Source organism: Streptococcus orisratti DSM 15617, from assembly GCF_000380105.1.
GTDB classification, from domain to species: Bacteria; Bacillota; Bacilli; order Lactobacillales; family Streptococcaceae; genus Streptococcus; species Streptococcus orisratti.
On the sequence record NZ_KB904486.1, the window covers coordinates 1 to 14,268 of the forward strand.

General features: G+C 35.1%; 22 protein-coding genes. 20 read left to right on the forward strand and 2 right to left on the reverse strand.

Annotated elements, in window-relative coordinates; all coding sequences use genetic code 11:
- On the reverse strand, nucleotides 1–201 hold a 201-nt coding region (locus A3I7_RS0108525; RefSeq protein WP_018376367.1), incomplete at its 3' end, for a helix-turn-helix domain-containing protein.
- A 396-nt stretch (nucleotides 202–597) separates the two neighbouring features.
- A complete protein-coding gene (locus tag A3I7_RS0108535; RefSeq protein ID WP_018376368.1) occupies nucleotides 598–1,875 on the reverse strand; it encodes an aminotransferase-like domain-containing protein in 1,278 nt (425 codons plus the stop codon).
- Nucleotides 1,876–2,022: 147 nt separating this feature from the next.
- Here A3I7_RS0108535 and A3I7_RS0108540 point away from each other — a divergent pair, with 147 nt between their 5' ends.
- From A3I7_RS0108540 to A3I7_RS12745, 20 genes are all read left to right on the forward strand, one after another.
- On the forward strand, nucleotides 2,023–2,904 hold the full coding sequence (locus tag A3I7_RS0108540; RefSeq protein WP_018376369.1) for a pyridoxamine kinase: 882 nt from the start codon (nucleotides 2,023–2,025) through the stop codon (nucleotides 2,902–2,904).
- Nucleotides 2,873–3,403, forward strand: a complete 531-nt coding sequence (locus A3I7_RS0108545) for an ECF transporter S component (protein WP_018376370.1) — start codon at nucleotides 2,873–2,875, stop codon at nucleotides 3,401–3,403. Before A3I7_RS0108540 ends, A3I7_RS0108545 begins: the two co-directional genes overlap by 32 nt.
- Before the next feature lie 118 nt (nucleotides 3,404–3,521).
- A complete protein-coding gene (locus A3I7_RS0108550; RefSeq protein ID WP_018376371.1) occupies nucleotides 3,522–3,710 on the forward strand; it encodes a hypothetical protein in 189 nt (62 codons plus the stop codon).
- Nucleotides 3,711–3,746: 36 nt separating this feature from the next.
- Entirely contained in the window at nucleotides 3,747–4,316 is a 570-nt protein-coding gene (locus tag A3I7_RS14600; RefSeq protein WP_018376372.1) for a hypothetical protein, read from the forward strand.
- 1 nt (nucleotide 4,317) lies between these two features.
- Nucleotides 4,318–4,995 (forward strand): DUF2786 domain-containing protein, encoded by a 678-nt coding sequence (locus A3I7_RS0108560; RefSeq protein WP_018376373.1) that lies wholly within the window; start codon nucleotides 4,318–4,320, stop codon nucleotides 4,993–4,995.
- Nucleotides 4,992–6,485: a primase C-terminal domain-containing protein gene (locus A3I7_RS0108565; protein ID WP_018376374.1), complete on the forward strand. Its 1,494-nt coding sequence runs from the start codon at nucleotides 4,992–4,994 to the stop codon at nucleotides 6,483–6,485. The genes A3I7_RS0108560 and A3I7_RS0108565 overlap by 4 nt, the downstream gene beginning before the upstream one ends.
- A 289-nt stretch (nucleotides 6,486–6,774) precedes the next feature.
- Nucleotides 6,775–6,978 carry a hypothetical protein gene (locus A3I7_RS0108575; RefSeq protein WP_018376376.1) on the forward strand — a complete coding sequence of 68 codons (204 nt, stop codon included), beginning with the start codon at nucleotides 6,775–6,777 and terminating at the stop codon, nucleotides 6,976–6,978.
- A 34-nt stretch (nucleotides 6,979–7,012) separates the two neighbouring features.
- Nucleotides 7,013–7,195 carry a hypothetical protein gene (locus A3I7_RS0108580; RefSeq protein ID WP_026217203.1) on the forward strand — a complete coding sequence of 61 codons (183 nt, stop codon included), beginning with the start codon at nucleotides 7,013–7,015 and terminating at the stop codon, nucleotides 7,193–7,195.
- Complete coding sequence (locus A3I7_RS0108585) at nucleotides 7,179–7,589, forward strand: hypothetical protein (protein ID WP_018376378.1); 411 nt, start codon at nucleotides 7,179–7,181, stop codon at nucleotides 7,587–7,589. The genes A3I7_RS0108580 and A3I7_RS0108585 overlap by 17 nt, the downstream gene beginning before the upstream one ends.
- On the forward strand, nucleotides 7,589–8,044 hold the full coding sequence (locus A3I7_RS0108590; RefSeq protein WP_018376379.1) for a thioredoxin domain-containing protein: 456 nt from the start codon (nucleotides 7,589–7,591) through the stop codon (nucleotides 8,042–8,044). The genes A3I7_RS0108585 and A3I7_RS0108590 overlap by 1 nt, the downstream gene beginning before the upstream one ends.
- Entirely contained in the window at nucleotides 8,028–8,264 is a 237-nt protein-coding gene (locus tag A3I7_RS0108595; RefSeq protein ID WP_018376380.1) for a hypothetical protein, read from the forward strand. The genes A3I7_RS0108590 and A3I7_RS0108595 overlap by 17 nt, the downstream gene beginning before the upstream one ends.
- Nucleotides 8,239–8,781: a hypothetical protein gene (locus A3I7_RS0108600; RefSeq protein ID WP_017648488.1), complete on the forward strand. Its 543-nt coding sequence runs from the start codon at nucleotides 8,239–8,241 to the stop codon at nucleotides 8,779–8,781. The genes A3I7_RS0108595 and A3I7_RS0108600 overlap by 26 nt, the downstream gene beginning before the upstream one ends.
- Nucleotides 8,782–8,784: 3 nt before the next feature.
- Nucleotides 8,785–9,789, forward strand: a complete 1,005-nt coding sequence (locus A3I7_RS0108605) for a hypothetical protein (protein ID WP_018376381.1) — start codon at nucleotides 8,785–8,787, stop codon at nucleotides 9,787–9,789.
- Between the two features lie 279 nt (nucleotides 9,790–10,068).
- The gene (locus A3I7_RS0108610) at nucleotides 10,069–10,896 is read left to right on the forward strand and encodes a hypothetical protein (RefSeq protein WP_018376382.1); all 828 of its coding nucleotides are present in this window, start codon (nucleotides 10,069–10,071) and stop codon (nucleotides 10,894–10,896) included.
- Between the two features lie 126 nt (nucleotides 10,897–11,022).
- The gene (locus tag A3I7_RS0108615; protein ID WP_018376383.1) at nucleotides 11,023–11,292 is read left to right on the forward strand and encodes a hypothetical protein; all 270 of its coding nucleotides are present in this window, start codon (nucleotides 11,023–11,025) and stop codon (nucleotides 11,290–11,292) included.
- 405 nt (nucleotides 11,293–11,697) lie between these two features.
- The gene (locus tag A3I7_RS0108620) at nucleotides 11,698–12,030 is read left to right on the forward strand and encodes a hypothetical protein (protein WP_000245180.1); all 333 of its coding nucleotides are present in this window, start codon (nucleotides 11,698–11,700) and stop codon (nucleotides 12,028–12,030) included.
- Entirely contained in the window at nucleotides 12,023–12,370 is a 348-nt protein-coding gene (locus tag A3I7_RS0108625; protein WP_018376384.1) for a hypothetical protein, read from the forward strand. The genes A3I7_RS0108620 and A3I7_RS0108625 overlap by 8 nt, the downstream gene beginning before the upstream one ends.
- Entirely contained in the window at nucleotides 12,370–13,161 is a 792-nt protein-coding gene (locus A3I7_RS0108630; protein WP_018376385.1) for a DNA/RNA non-specific endonuclease, read from the forward strand. The genes A3I7_RS0108625 and A3I7_RS0108630 overlap by 1 nt, the downstream gene beginning before the upstream one ends.
- A 10-nt stretch (nucleotides 13,162–13,171) precedes the next feature.
- Nucleotides 13,172–13,627 carry a hypothetical protein gene (locus tag A3I7_RS0108635; RefSeq protein WP_018376386.1) on the forward strand — a complete coding sequence of 152 codons (456 nt, stop codon included), beginning with the start codon at nucleotides 13,172–13,174 and terminating at the stop codon, nucleotides 13,625–13,627.
- A gap of 11 nt (nucleotides 13,628–13,638) precedes the next feature.
- Nucleotides 13,639–14,157, forward strand: a complete 519-nt coding sequence (locus A3I7_RS12745; protein ID WP_018376387.1) for a hypothetical protein — start codon at nucleotides 13,639–13,641, stop codon at nucleotides 14,155–14,157.
- The last annotated feature ends 111 nt before the right edge of the window (nucleotides 14,158–14,268 follow it).

Consider the following 14,268-nt stretch of genomic DNA (forward strand, 5'->3'; position numbering starts at 1 on the left):
GATTCGTTTCCCGTTCTTATCTTGAACCTGAGAAACACTTCCTCGTTTGATTTCCCGACTGATGGTTGAGCGATGGCGCCCAAGCAGACGAGCAATCTCAGAGGGGTTCTTGCCCATCTTGAGATAGGCGCTGATTTCTCCGCGTTCAGAGGCTGAAAGGTGTGAGTATAACGATTTTTTGGTAGAATGATTAGTGGACATGTTCATCTGCTTTCTATACTGAGTTGGGGAATTCTAGTATATCAGACGAGCATGTCTTTTTTGTTGCACTTCATTTTACAACGCGGGAAATATACTATTTAGTCTTTAGCGCGCAAGTATGAAGTTGAGGGGATTGCAGCTTTATATGAGGATTATTAAGAACGTGTGGATAAAGCAACGACCAAGGAAGAATTCTAAGTGATTTTGAAGTGCTATGGTTGGGTCCAATAATCAAAATGATTTTGGAGGTGGAAAATAAAATATACGTAGTAGGTAACAAAAAGTATGCCAAAATCAGAGCATCCTAAAAAAGCACATGCCAAAACTATTTTAGCTTTGGGTACTGATATTTTAATGAATAGAATTTAACGGCTACAGAGATTATATAGCCGTTTTTTAGTTGTGATAAAATTGTTTGGAAAGGATAAGTTGTAAATTTAGGGCTAGATTTGCGTTATTTTGCAACTGAACAAAGTTTTTTTGACTTGGGTAAAGGTAATTGTAATCTAAAAAGTGAATATCATCTGTATAGGTCAAATGCCCCAAATGGTCATGCTCTGCGATTTTTAAAATAACAGTTTGAGGTAAGATGTTATAGGGGTAAGTTATTGTAGTTTCATCTAGCACTTTTTGTGCGCTCTCGATTTGCTTTTGGAAAACATGACGAAGATAGGTGACATTTTTAGTAAACATTCCATTGTCAAGATAGAGAGATAGTGCTTTTTGCATGATTAGACTGGTGTCATAGTCCATCATTTTTTTGTAGGATAGAAAAGTTTCTGTCAAAATAGTTGGTAAGATTAAACTTCCAAGTCTGAGAGCTGGAAAGAGGGTCATGGAGAAAGATTTGAGATAAATGACATGATCTGAGGTATCATAATAATGTAAAGGCAGGTCGTTTGATTTAGCAAAGTCGCCCATGTAATCATCCTCAACAATGTAAACGTCGTAACGTTGCGCTAATTCAATGATTTTTTGCTTTTCAACACTGGAATATGACAGCCCTAGTGGATTTGAAAAGCGTGAAATCGTATAGAAAAACTTGATATCACCAGTTTTGAAGAGTTTTTCTAATTGGTTTAAATCCAATCCTTCAAAGTCACGATTGATGGTTAAAAAAGGTAGGTTTTGTGCTTTTACCAAATCAATCATACGATGATAGGTGGGCTGTTCCAAGAGAATTGTTTTCTTTTGGTTAGGAAAAGTAATTTGAGATAAAATATAAAGTGCTTGCTGGGTTCCTGAAGTTACTAAAATATTTTTTTCCTTAGTGTAAATAGCATCTTCAGAAAGGTAGTTTTTCAAAGATGTCAACAACTCCTCCAGCCCCTGATGTTGGTGGTAGTAGTTGAACAAATAATTTTCGCGGTTAACGAGACTTTCAGCCATGCAACGTCGAAAATCTTCAAAAGCCATATTATTGTAGTCACTCAAGCTGATATTTAGAGGACTCTCTTGTTTGAATTTTCTCTCTAAAACATAATAGCCGCTCTTTTCAACTGCATAAACTAAATTACGAAATTTTAGTTCCAAAAGAGCACGTTGTGCTGTGTCTTTACTACATTGGTATTTTTGACTGAGCAAGCGAATTGATGGTAATTTATCACCTTTTTGCAGCTGCCCAGAGTTTATCTGTGCAGCAATTGTTGATACAATATCTTGATACTTGCTCATTCATCTGTCCCCATACAGTTAATTATTATCTCTATTGTAATATAAATTGAATTTTCTTACAATAGAAACAACTCTTGTTGCAACAAGTTGTGATTGACAGGTTCGAAAATATGATGTTAGTTAAATAATCCATGGAAGAAGGAGCTTATGCCAAGAAAAACAATAATAGTCGCCAATGACATGGTTGGTATTGGCAAAGTCGCTTTAACAATTGCTTTACCAATTTTGTCAGCTTGTCAAATCGAGGCAATTCCCTTGCCAACAGTCCTTTTATCATCCCATACGGGTGGTTTTGAAAAAGTTTATGCTAAAAATTTGACCGAGGAAATGGGAGAAATACTTGATGTTTGGGAAAAACTCAATTATTCTCCAGATGGTTTGCTAACAGGTTATTTCAAGTCTTCAGAACAGATGAATTTATTGCTAAACTTTTCTCAAAAAATGGGATTGAGACGTTTTGTTGATCCAATTATGGGAGATAAAGGACACTTGTATTCCGGTTTTGACGATAATTTTGTGATAAATATGCGCCATTTCTGTTATCAAGCAGAGGTCATTATTCCTAATCTTACCGAGGCGGCTTTATTGACCAATAGCCCCTATCTCGGTGAAAAATATAGCATTCAAGATATCGAACAACTCTTGAAAAAATTAGCCGTTCTGGAAGTCAAACATATTATTTTAACAGGAGTCTCCATCAAGCCTGGTGAGGTTGGTTTTGCTCACTTTGATGCTTCAAACGACAAGATTAGTTACTATATGTCTCACAAATTTGCAGAGCATTTTTATGGTACCGGTGATTTACTAACTGCTATTTTGGGTGCAGCTTATTTTCATAAACTTGATTTTGGAAAAATGGCAGAGCTCTCCTTAACATTTATAAACAGAACCTTAAAAACAACGTTGGAGTGTCAGAATGATTTACGATATGGTCTTCTGTATGAATCACATCTGAATTTTCTCACAACAACCGTTAGTCATCTTTTGGAGGAAAAACATGAAAAATCTCTCAACACGTCAACTAATTGAACTCAGTCTTTATGCTGCCTTAATCATTATCAGTGTTCAATTTCTACGTATACCAGTAGGGCCTCAGTTTATTCATCTAGGCAATGCCTTAGTTGTTTTGGCAGTTCTCATTTATGGTTCAAAACTTGGTGCTCTGGTTGCTACGATTGGACTTGGACTTTTCGATATTTTGAATGGTTATGCGGCAGAAGTTTGGATAACCATTCTTGAATCGCTAATTGTCTGCTATATTCTTCATCTAGTTTTTGAAAAACTGCTTAATTCTCAAGATAAAACAGCAAATATTATTTTGGTTGCTATTGTAGCAGCAGTCGCAAAAATTATCATGAATTTCATTAAGTATAGCTTAATCAATGCCATTGTGGGAAATTTACCAGTTGATACCGCGATGCTTACAGCCTTGGTCAAAATTGGTGGAACATTTGGTACCTCATTAGCGACAGCTATTGCTGTACCTATCTTATACCCTGTTTTCAAGAAAATATTAAATCAAAGATGAGAAATGTAAGTGGTAAGAGTTTTTAGAATAATAAATAATCCTGTATTTATGAGGAGAACGGAGAAATCTGTTCTCCTTTTTTGTTCGTTTAAAATCTCATGAAGAAGGGAGTCTTACCATGGAGGGATTGGAAATTGTGATGGACATAGACACTTTAGAAGTTTATGAAGTCATTGACCATGATCAGGAAACGAGTTCAGATGTAACAGAAGAGACTGCGGACTATATTTCTTGCCAACAGGAACCAGAAATTACATTTCATCAAATGAATCTATTTGAAGAAATGAATTTGGTGAATACGTCCTAAAGAGTGCTTGAAACGAGATATAACAAGGAGGCTAAAATGATTAGAAATGAATTTTATGATCAGTTAATCAATAGTGAGCCAATGGGCTTTATTGATCCTTTAACTGACTTAGGGGAATTTGATTCTATTCAGATGAAGTTCAAGCAACCTGTTAGAAACCTGGTAAATAAATACTCTGGTAAACCCTATAATCTTAATTGGCAAAATAAGATAGAGCAGATGAGATTGCTATATATTCAGTACCAGAAAAGCTTGAAATTAGAAGATGAGGAACAAGCGGTTCATAACAGAGTTAGAAACAAAGAGTCGAAGGAACATGTTCATGAAATCGTTACAACATATTTGAAGTTAGGTTTCAGGTTCAAAGAGATTGAAGCAAGGGTATCACTATTTAATACTCGCCTGCGTCGAAATTGGAAGAGAAGTGACTATGTAACAACTACCAACCCTGAGTTTTATTTAAAACAGGACTTGCAGGATGGTTATTGTTTACCTAGTTCCACACTTCCCCAAATTGCTGAGAATATGATCTTTTATAATGCAATGGTTGATGATCCAAAACATTATGCTTGGCATCTGCCACGAAAGTATCGAACGGAGGATTGATATGGAAAACAAGATTATATCTAAAGTTCAAAACCTTTTGGAATTGGCTTATGATGCTCCAGGTGATGAAGAAGGGCAAACAGCTCTTCTGATGGCTCAAAAACTCATGGTTAAACATAATCTTTCTATTAGTGATATTAAGACCTATCGGAAGAACGATAACATTGGTGAAACGGTGGGGCATTGGGAATATCGGATGGTCTGGTGGAAAGAACAATTGGCGGCTATTTTAGGTGAAAATTTTCGATGTAAAACCATGCGGAGACGAGTTGTTGAAAAAGGGATTACTCAACTGATTTTCTTTGGGTATGATACGGATGCTGAATTATGTACTAAAGTTTATGAAGGTGCACTATTGTATCTTGAATATCGTCTGAAACGACTTTTTCCTACAGTTTCTAAAGCACGTTGGAAAGATTATAAGAAATCTTACTTACTTGGTTTCTTAGATGGATTGGATCAACGCTTTAAAAATCAAGCTCAAAGTTCAGAAGAGTTTGCTCTTATGGTCCAAGTTCCAGCGGAAGTATTGGAGGAGCAAGCTAAACGAATGGGTAATTTGAAAAACAGAACGGTCAAGGTAAAACTTCAAGAAATTGATGTGGAGGCTTTTATGGAAGGACTCGTACATGCAAAAACATCAAAATTGATGCCTGAGGAGCTATTAAGGGAAAGATGAATTTAACAAATATTTACAGTTTAATCCTCAAAGATGGATTAAGAAAAGCAAAATATAAAAATAGCCATTTAAAACTAGTCCCTTCAGCTGAAGAAGGAAAACGTGGCGCTGTCTTTGGATATCGTTCTAAAGCAAATATGATTAAGGCACATGGGCTTGTATTGACATCGATGGAAGCTATCGACGAAAATCAAGATCATTTCACTCACTGGACACCAAACGTGTATCGTTTCGGTGCTTATAGCGATGAAAAACGTCGAGTGACACGTGGCCACTCTGAAGATAATCTCAGGCAGATTAACACCTTCTATATTGATTTTGATATTACCTCTTCAGCTGAAGAGATGACCTCTGGAGATATTTTAACGGCTGCCATTGATCTAGGATTTATGCCAACTTTGATTTTAAAATCAGACAAGGGTTTTCAGGCTTATTTTGTTCTGACAGAACCAGCTTATGTTACGGCACATTCTCAATTTAAAGTCGTAAAAGTGGCCAAGGCAATCTCTCAAAATTTACGTAACTATTTTGGTCAGACATTGCCAGTTGATATGACGTGTAACCATTTTGGAATTGCTCGTATGCCACGTACAGATAATATTGAGTTCTATCATGAAGATTACACCTACTCTTTCCAGGAGTGGCTAGATTGGTCTATGAAACAATCTGACCTTCCATTTCCAAGTAAGAAACCAAATCTAACGGTTATTTCAGGCTCTGAAGGTGTTAAACAGGTGGATGAACCCTGGTATGGTTTGCTGCTGAGAGAAGCCAATATTAGAGGTGCTAAAGCATTGATGGGAAGAAACAATGTACTTTTCACTCTGGCGCTGGCTAACTTTTCAAGTGGTGTCTCTCAGAGTGATTGTGAGGCTATTTTAGCCGATTTCAATGAACATTTGGCCGAACCACTCTCTCAGGACGAGTTCCTGAAGGCCGTTCATTCAGCTTATTCAGGGAAATATGAGGCTGCTAGTCGAGATTACATCAAATTACTATGTAAGGCTTGGGTTAATGAGAAACTGAAAGATTCAGATTTGTTTATCAAGCAACACTGGTATAAATTCAAAAAGAAACGTGCTGATCGTAAGAATAGTCATCTTCACGAGTGGAAAGCAGATGTCATGGCTTACTTGGAAGGCTATTTTCAGTCAGAAGATCCATTCATCCAAACAACTAAAAAAGCTATCAGAGAAGAATTGAACATTCCTGAGCGATCACTAGATAAAGTCTTAAAAGCACTAAAAGCTGATCGTAAAATCTTCTTTGTGGTTAAATCTGGACGAGGTGGAGGAATTAGACTGGCTTCAGTTAAAGCTATTGTCCTTTCACTTATTCAGGTGAAAAAGGAACGTCAAGAGGCTTATTTTGCCAATATAGCTGCTTTCTTTGAAGAGAGCTTAGGATTCATTAAACAGGTAATAGAAGGGGTAAAAAATGGGTTTAAACAAGCTAAACAGTTATCTTTATTCGAGGCTGACATTGGATAATACATAAAACCCGCAAGTTGCCATTACATTTATATCTAGGATACGTAGGGCTAGAAAAGTAACTGGATAAAACTAGCAGCTACTCGACTAGAAAGAAATATAGATAAGGGAGTATTGAAATGGAAATGATCTTAATTATTTTAGGAGTTAGTATATTGGGGTGTTCCTCTTTACTAATTATAGGGATGCTATATGCTAACCATCAGATTCGTTATAGAGATGGATATGATAGAGAGTTAGAGAGTGATTATCAAGCGTTAATGGAACAGCTTAGAAAGTGAGGTATTATATGGGATACGTTATTTTTAGCTTTGAAGATGGAGATTATCTTTATGATAACCAGGGACAATTATTGGTGTTTAAGAGTAGAGGATTAGCTTGTCAGTATATGCAAGTTAATTATCATATTCCTTTACCTGTTCAGAAGACTAAGAGGGTGATTAACTATCCAAATTTCTATCAGGCACCATTCAAGATTCATAAGGTTTGTTAAGGGGTAAATAATGAGTGATAGTGAGGAAGTAGTGATGAAACAAAAGAAAGAGCCCCTTTATGTTGGGAGACTATGTCTATTTGGTATTCCTCTTTGGAAAGTGAAAAAGACTAAACGGGAGTGGCTACAAGAAGCAGCTTTGATGTCCACTAAAAGGAAAATAATTGAATGTGTCTTTATTGATGATGAGGAGGACGAACATGACGGAGAATTTTAAGATCGTACGTGGTTATTATTTAACAGGAGTAGGACAAGAACCTTCTGCTCATTACTTTAAAATCACTGATACATTTCCTGAATTTGAAACACTGAAGGCAGGTGATATTGCTCTAACGTTCTATCAGAATTTAGAAGTTATTACAAGCCTACCAGCACTGATTAGAGTAGATGGGGTAATTGAAGCTGAGAAACAGGTTCTTGAGTTTCTTCAGAGCGAAAAGAAGGATCATCTTCCTATGCTGCCGTTGGTTAGTGTTTATGAAGAATTTGATCCTTTGCGATTTAGCTTAGTGATGACTAGCTTTGAAAAATTAAAGTCTGAAATTAAACGTCTGGCCAAAGTTAGTTATGTTCAAGGAGATTTGTTTGAGTTTTTAGGGGGTGAAGGGTAATGACTGATAGATTTGCATTTCCCAAACGATTTTTGGGAGTGTTAGCTGCTATTACTGTGATATTCTTTACAGTTGTTGGGATACAGACTACATGGAATACTTATGTCGTCAAGGATTATAATAAGCAACTCACAGGACAAGTCTATGTGGATGCTGCAGTCAATCAAAATGTTAACCTAGTATTTTATCGTAATGGCTGTCCTTATTGTAAGGCTGGAAAGAAAGCTGTTATTACTTCAGCTGAGAAGAGTTCTTATCCAACTTTTTACATCGATGTAGAATCAAAAGATGGCCAGATATTGGTTGAAAAATATCACATTGACAAAGCAGCGACTCTAGTCACAATAAGAGACGGTAAATTCGAGCTTTTTCTCTATGCTACTAAGGATAAAGCAGGTAAGATTCGGGCTGATAAAAAAGCCATCAAGGAGGCATTGAATGATTATAATTCTTAAGGCAGCTGGGCATTATCTTTTTCTTATTGTTCTTGTTTTGGCATGGGTATTTCCTCTTTTTGAAGTTGAAATTTACGATAACTTTGGTAACAAAAAACGAACACGCTACTTAAGCCTTGCAGTTATGATGTTGGTCAAAATATTTCGGCCAAACAGTCAGGTGAGGTGGCCATTATCAGGAAGGAGTAAGACAGATGACGATACCAAAGAGAAGGAATAGGACATGGGAACAAAAGAGAAAGCGACGTACTTCTCATAAGTTAGGGAAACGATTTAAAGATCCTGCTAATAATGAAAATTGTGAACCCATGAATCCTTTATTAAAAACAACAATGTTATTAGCTACTAATAAAGAGTATAGAAAAGCTGATACTTTGCAAGCATTAGGGAGCTTCTTAGTATTTAGTACAATAATTTACTTTTTGGTAGGAGTCTTGTATTACTTCAGTATAAAGGTGTTAAAATCGTATACTCTTCAGTTTGTCTTGAAGGTTGTAAGTTTAGGATTTTTGAAGCCATCAGCTGCAGATCAATTTCGTGAACCTACAGTTTGGGAAGTGTTTAAAAGGTACACCATGGGACAACCTATTATTGTTGGGATAGTTGTACTACTTGCATTAGTGATTGGTGTTTTTCTCAGTACTAAGGGGCAAAAAAAGCAGACCATGATTGCTGCTAATACCAAGGATGAGGACTTAAAGGAAGATTACGAAAAGTTAAAAAGAAAGGCTGTGTAATTTATGATTGACACTATAAAAAAACTGATTGAAAAGATAAAATCCAGCTCTATTGCTAAACCTTTTATAGGGACTAAGAGGTGGTTTCAAGAAAATGTTATTAAGCGAAAATTGGTTATTTTCTCCGTTATTTTTACAGCTTGGATCAGTTTATTGCTTGGGGCTTTTTACTCTCCACAGAGGCAGACATATACTGATGAACAACTAAAAACAAAGCAGACATTTGAAAATGGAACAGGTGAAATTAAACTTACTAATCAAACTTATTCAGCTGAAACTGGTATTATCGTTTTACAATTTGAGACGAAAGATTCTACCTCTCCAGTTGATCGTGGAATTGATACAAAACGTCTTAAATGGAATCTATATGCTCAGAAAAAATCTTCTGATACAACAATGGAAATTGTTCCAATCGTAGACAATAAAATCTCAGTAATCATTCGTAATGTCCCTGAAGATTTTGGAGCATTTGCGATTGATATTACAAATAAAACAGTTTCTACTAGCAATATTGATATTGATATTGCTAGTTCTTCAGATGATCAGGAGCAGACTTCTAAATCAGAAGAAAATAACGATGACAATGTTGTCCAGTTCTATGTTACAACTCAAAATCGTAAACTAAAAAGAGAAAAGATAAAGAGTGTTTCTCGTGAGGAATTTGCTTTGTCAGAGATTAAAGTGGAAAAAACCTTCCAAGAAGGTCAGATTAAAAAGTTGAATAACTCAATCAAACAGCTTAATGATTCAATTGAAGATGATAATTCTCGTAAAGAGGGCCTTCTCAAAGAAGCAGATTACCTATCTGGTGATGATTTAGAAACCAATCAAAAAGATATTGCTACCATTGAAAGCAACATCGAAACTAAGAATAGATCTATTGAAACTGCCAATCAAAATATTGAAAAGGTTCAAGCTAAGATTGACAGCCTAGAGAAAAAAGAGACTGCTATTAAAGATGGTACCTTTGAGTTTTCTAACCCAATTGAAACAGTAGAAATGAAATAAAGGAGTAAAAAATGAGCATTTTAGTACCAATTAATATTTGTATCGCTTTGTGGATCTATCCCATGTTTATTATCTCATTTCACCGGAGAGAACCGTTTGTATGGATATGGTGTCTATTGGTTTTTGTAATAAATTTTTTAGCGGCATTATACAGTATTTTGTTGGATTTTCATTTGCTAAAACTGTAAAGGAGTAAGAGATTGGAAAATAAAAGGATTAGAGACCTATTGACCACATTTTCAGGAGACAAATTAATATTAAAATGAAAGGACAACTAATATGCAAAAAGCTCAATCTTCAAAATGGAAATCACTAAATAAGAATGGATTAAAACTTTCACTCATTTGTGGTCTAAATTGGTTCATTAGATTTGTAGCCAAAAGTCAATTTTATCTCTTCTCAGCTGGTTTTTTAGGCTTGCTGACGTATTATCTTCCACAAAATTATCGAGTCGTTATTATTGGTCTTATAGAATATTTTCTAGTGGCTAATGCTATCTTCAATTTTTGTTATGGTATGTGGTTACAAGATTTTAGACGTATAAAATTATCACTAAAACTATTTATAATTTTGCTTGTTTTTCAAGCAGAAGCTGACTATGCTATTCATCACGCAATATCCGAACAGATGGTAAATAACTTATGCAAGTTTTGGATTATGAGTGCTGTTTTTGCAAGTCTAGTAAATATTCTTCTACCAAGATTATTTAGGTATTATGTCTTGAAAAATATCATTGATAAAAAGTATTTAGGTATTCGGAATATAACAGATGATTTGCCACCAGAAATTAATTTTTTCACTGATGCAGAAGAAGCAGATGCAAATAAACGAATGCGACAAATTAATCAAAATGTGATCAAACAACCGTATCAAGATGTTGTTGAATTGAGCTTTTTAAATAGAAAAGCAACAACAGCTATCAATTACAAAACGGATCTTATTACTAAAGAAGTAGAACGATTTTTTGAAGATGTTGATACCATCTATTATCCTGCTTTTAGAGTTTATCCTTTTGGAATTGAGGAAGATTTTAGCCATAGGTTGATTCAATTAAAACTCAGTAGGAGAAATGCATTTACGAAACGTTTCACCAGGTCTTTACTATAAAACACTAATAATATTACTCCCTAAATAATGTATTGGGGAGTTTTCTTTTTGCTGTAGTTTGTCCCCTTAATGCAAGAAATTTCATTATCCCTTACACTAAAATTATTAAATAAAGGAGGCTAACAAATGGCAAAAAAAGATCTTACAAAAATTGATTTAGAACTTGAAGAGGCAAAGAAAAAAATAGCTTTTTTGGAAAATGAACGGAAGCTTGCTGAAGAAAATATTCAAAAACAAATTGGTAAAATCTACGTTCAGATTCAACTTAAAAAAGATAAAACTCAGACCTATAAAAAAATTTTAGATGATCTCAAAACTGAGCTGACTCTCATTCGAGAAGAAGAAAAAGCACAACGTGAGGCAGCTAAAAAAGAACGTGAAAATGAGGAACAGTAATCTTCATTTTTCAGCCGAAGTACCTCATCAAGTTATTTAACGGAGTGTGTATTTGTGCACTGCTAAAGTGTGTTAAGGTGTGGGGATAACGTAGATGCCAGAGCGCTTAGTGTGTTAAGGTGTGTCTAGCATGTGTGTGTTTAGTAGGCGTAGCCGAGAGAATTGGGGACACGGGAAACGTTGATACTATCAACTCCCAGCGATACGATGGGACAGTTTCCCTTATGCTCTTTTCATGGACTAGAACACATTAAGTGGGCTAGGTCTTGAAAAACCGCAAAAGTAGAAAATTTATTTTCGTGACGTTGCGAGGCTGAGGTTTTCTTTTTTGCTTCTTTTAGCTTTTGCCTCGTCAAAAGAAAAAAGAAGGGCGCTGTTTTTTTGAAAGGAGATGATCATTTTTGTATGGTAATGAAAAGAACAGAGTTAAAAATACGTGGCTTAACTGAAAAAGAAATTGATTATTTAAAAGCTCAATCAAAGAGAACAAAATCAAAATCATTTAATGATTTTTTAGTTCATGTTTTACGTGAAAAGATTGAAAAGGATCAATTTAATTTTGCTGAAGCGAACTATCTTGCTCATTTAGAAAATATGAAATTAACGTCGGATCATGTTTTACGTTTAACGCAAAAACAGACAGAAATTTTATCAGACTTTGAAACGAAAATGGGTCGGTATGCTGACCACATTTCAAGATGGTTGGAATACGAAGGTGAGGTAGAAAGGGATGACTAAGGAAATTAGATTACGCAAAGTTCCTGATGAATTATTTGTGCAATTAGAGATGATGTCTGAAAAATTTCAGTATCCTAATCTTGCTGATTTTTTGATGTCACAGTTATATCGTGTTGTCGAAAATGATGGTCTTGATTTATATAATAATAAATTTGCCGAGACGTTGGCAGATATTAAAGAACAACAAGCTCAAATATTAGATCAGCTGCTTAAAAATGAAATCAAATTATTGGCCTATCATACAAAACAAGATATTGTGGAAGAGTTAACAACGGATTGGTTACAATTTATGGATGACGTTGATGCGCTAGCTGCTGAAAGAAGAGCAGGAGGTCGCTAATGAAGAAGAATAAATTCCTGCTAGTCAGTGTTTTGTTTATCGCTATTTTTTTAGTGCAACCACAAAATTTTCAATCATTAAAAAGTGCATTTACTCAAAATGATATAGCTACTCAATTGAATATATCAGATTCACCTGAAGAAAAAAATGGTGACTTGAGTAATGCTCACCAGACACAAAATGAAGAGCTGAAATCAAAACCGTTTGATGGCCAACATCAAGTCATAGTGGTTAATGATAAAGCACAATTTACAACCGATGAATTAAGTTTAAAAAATGGTTCATGGGAAAAATATAGTAACCTTGATTTTTTGAATCGTGTTGGAGTTGCTGAAGCAATGTTGGGGAAAGATTTGATGCCAACAAGTGAGCGTGAAGACATTTCATCAGTGCAACCGACTGGCTGGAAAAATAAAAAAATCATGTTCAATGGTCAACAAGATTATTTGTATAATCGTTCTCATCTAATTGGTTTTCAACTAAGTGGTGAGAATGCAAACGTGAAAAATCTTTTTACAGGGACACGTGCGCTTAATGCCAATTTTGAAAATGAAAAATCGTCAATGGTTTACTATGAAAATTTAGTCGCAAATTATATAAGAGAGACAGAACATCATGTCCGCTATCGAGTAACGCCTATTTTTAAAAACGTAGAATTAGTTGCTCGTGGTATTCGTTTGGAAGCACAAAGTATAGAAGATGATACTGTATCTTTTGATGTTTATATTTTTAACGTCCAACCAGAGTATGAGATTAATTATTTAACAGGAACTTCAAAAAAATCGCAGTAAAGGAGAAATAATGGCAACTAGAATTAATATCTATTTTAACGAAGAAATACTACAAAAGTTTTCTGAAATCAAATCCTATTTATTAGCAGATGTAGGGGAAAGTTTAGAACGTCCAGGTCAGAAACAGTCAGCGACTGTTGTTAAGTTGATTGATGTTTTCTATAAACTTTTTTTGGAAACTGAAGATAAACAAAATTTTTCAGAGAGGTTGTCTCGGCTGGAAAAAAACTTGACCAACTCAGATGAAGGGCGTGCTTTAAAATCTATCCGTCGTCAATTGGATCAGCTACTCTATTTAGAGCTGACTAATTTCCATGCCATTACAAAAGGCGATGATTTTGATATTCAAGATTTAGAGTCTGTTCATTCTCGCTTTGATCCAGCTCAACATGAATTGATGGCTAGAATTGATGACCTCATTAAAGAAGATGTGGCACGTGGCCAAACAATTAAGAACTCACATTAAGGATAATTAAAATGGCTGATATAGTTGACATATATTTAGAAACAGGAGACTTTCATGAGGCAGTAAAGCAATCTGGATTACCGACTCATGTTGCTCACTTGAAATTAATAAAGAGTGGCTGTTTGAAAATTCAAGATAAAATTCAGTACGGATCTCGAACGGCTAAACTGGGAGGAATGGCAGAAGAACTCTTTCAAAAGTATGTTCCAGAAGCAACAGATGCTAATAAGTACTTCAAGAAAAATAATCCTGTTTATGATTTTTGGTTTGATGGCTTGACAATTGATGTTAAGTATAGTTCCTTACATAAAAAGAAAAATGGGAACTCTCAACATTGGCAATTTAGAACAAATGGCAGCCAAGATTTTATCGTAGCTTTTCTTGAACGTGAAAGTGGTTTAGAACTGAAACGACCAAATGTTTTGTTAATTCCTATGCAATTTATTGAAGATAAAAACATACTAAGATTAGTAGTGAGGAAATCTCCGACGGGAGAAAGTACTCACTACTTTTTCTTTATGATAAAGTAGAGGTGTCTTGTTAAGTCGAGAACTCTTTTGACGCTAGACGTCGCAATAAAAACTGGCAAGACACCTGTTTTAGAAAGAATGTTATCAAAGTATGTGGGACGCCAGACGTCG